Here is a 1,509-nt window from a genome sequence, read left to right as displayed (position 1 = left end):
AATAAGCATATATTGGCTATGTGATATTAAATATTCTTCATTTTTTCTTCGTATTCATTTTCTAAACACAAAGCACCACCTACAATAACATCACCATTAGTTTCTAAATCAAAATACTCTTTTTCATATCTGGGTTTTAAAATTATAATACAGCTTTTTTGTCCATTAAAATCTAAAAAACTGTCAGATTTGAAAAGAAGAAATGTAGGAGAAAGTTGCTTTACCACTATACCATGAAGAACATTACTACCATTATGATTGAAATCCCACGGTTCATCTACTGTTAGTTTGTACTTGACCATATTTATTAATTTTCTTTAGTTGGTAATGTTTGGCAGCGTTCCGCTTTAAGCGGTAGTGCTGTTTGTTAGCTACTTTACCAATTTAGCAAAGGCAACATTTCCTTAAGTTTTTCTTCATTTCCTTTTTTAAGAAATCTTGGTAAGATAGATAAATGCTTTAGCTTTTTAAGGGGAAATAGTGAAGAAATATCATAATTCCGATTCTCAACTGTTACACAAAAATGTAAATATTCAAGTTCAAGTAAACGGGAAAGCGGCTCCATGCTTTTAACGGGCTTACCGACTCCGCACATTCCTCCATTAGATAAAAACAATTCTTGCAAACTTCTCAATTCGGCTATCGGAGATAAATCATAAAGATGATTAAGGTCGCATATATAAAGAGTCTTCAAATCAGAAAGTTCTTTCAGAAATTCAATATTATCTACTCGTTTTATGTTGGCAAGTACAAGGATCTGCAATGATTTTAATGTAGATAGTTCCGGGAACTCATCTTGTTTATTACAGCTGATCTCCAAGTATTTCAAATTGGGCAATGAAGACAAAACATCAATGCGTTCTTCGTCAATATCACCCAATTTTATTGCCTCAATTTCATCATTATTCCTCAGAGCGTTCCAATTATTGTAAGATAGTTTGGTTCTCTTTAATGGTGTAGGTAAGGACAAAATTTTAGTACCCTTTGGAACTTGGGATAAATCCCAATATCCCCACACCTCTCCTTCCAATACCCCTAAATGCGCATATGGAGGCGAAGGACATTTTTTATCTGATAGGTAATTACTCCAATTCATATTTTTCTTTTTATTACAAGTAGCTAATGGGATTCAGCTAACTGCATTTAGCAGTTAAGGTGATTGTTACCAACATTTATTTTTTCAATTCTCCCAATAAGCATATATTGGCTATGTGATATTAAATATTCTTCATTTTTTTCTTCGTATTCATTTTCTAAACACAAAGCACCACCTACAATAACATCACCATTAGTTTCTAAATCAAAATACTCTTTTTCATATCTGGGTTTTAAAATTATAATACAGCTTTTTTGTCCATTAAATCTAAAAACTGTCAGATTTGAAAGAAGAAATGTAGGAGAAAGTTGCTTTACCACTATACCATGAAGAACATTACTACCATTATGATTGAAACTCCCACGGTTTCATCTACTGTTAGTTTGTACTTGACCATATTTATTAATTTTCTT

Annotated in this window: 3 protein-coding genes; all 3 read right to left on the bottom strand. The window is 31.9% G+C overall.

Annotated elements, in window-relative coordinates; translation table 11 throughout:
- Positions 1-26: 26 nt before the first annotated feature.
- Positions 27-302: a hypothetical protein gene (locus tag HMPREF9007_RS00350; protein WP_008763880.1), complete on the bottom strand. Its 276-nt coding sequence runs from the start codon at positions 300-302 to the stop codon at positions 27-29.
- A gap of 74 nt (positions 303-376) precedes the next feature.
- On the bottom strand, positions 377-1,096 hold the full coding sequence (locus HMPREF9007_RS00355; protein WP_008763879.1) for a hypothetical protein: 720 nt from the start codon (positions 1,094-1,096) through the stop codon (positions 377-379).
- A 47-nt stretch (positions 1,097-1,143) separates the two neighbouring features.
- Entirely contained in the window at positions 1,144-1,416 is a 273-nt protein-coding gene (locus HMPREF9007_RS0125545; protein ID WP_008763878.1) for a hypothetical protein, read from the bottom strand.
- Positions 1,417-1,509 lie beyond the last annotated feature (93 nt).

It is taken from the genome of Bacteroides sp. 1_1_14, assembly GCF_000162515.1.
GTDB lineage: Bacteria > Bacteroidota > Bacteroidia > Bacteroidales > Bacteroidaceae > Bacteroides > Bacteroides thetaiotaomicron.
Note: the sequence above shows the minus strand (reverse complement) of the source record. Positions and strands in the feature narration are given on the sequence as shown.

What these genes read in the sequence shown, in the direction of transcription:
- HMPREF9007_RS00350 (WP_008763880.1), bottom strand. Translation starts at nt 302, where the DNA reads ATGGTCAAGTACAAACTAACAGTAGATGAACCGTGGGATTTCAATCAT.
- HMPREF9007_RS00355 (WP_008763879.1), bottom strand. Translation starts at nt 1,096, where the DNA reads ATGAATTGGAGTAATTACCTATCAGATAAAAAATGTCCTTCGCCTCCA.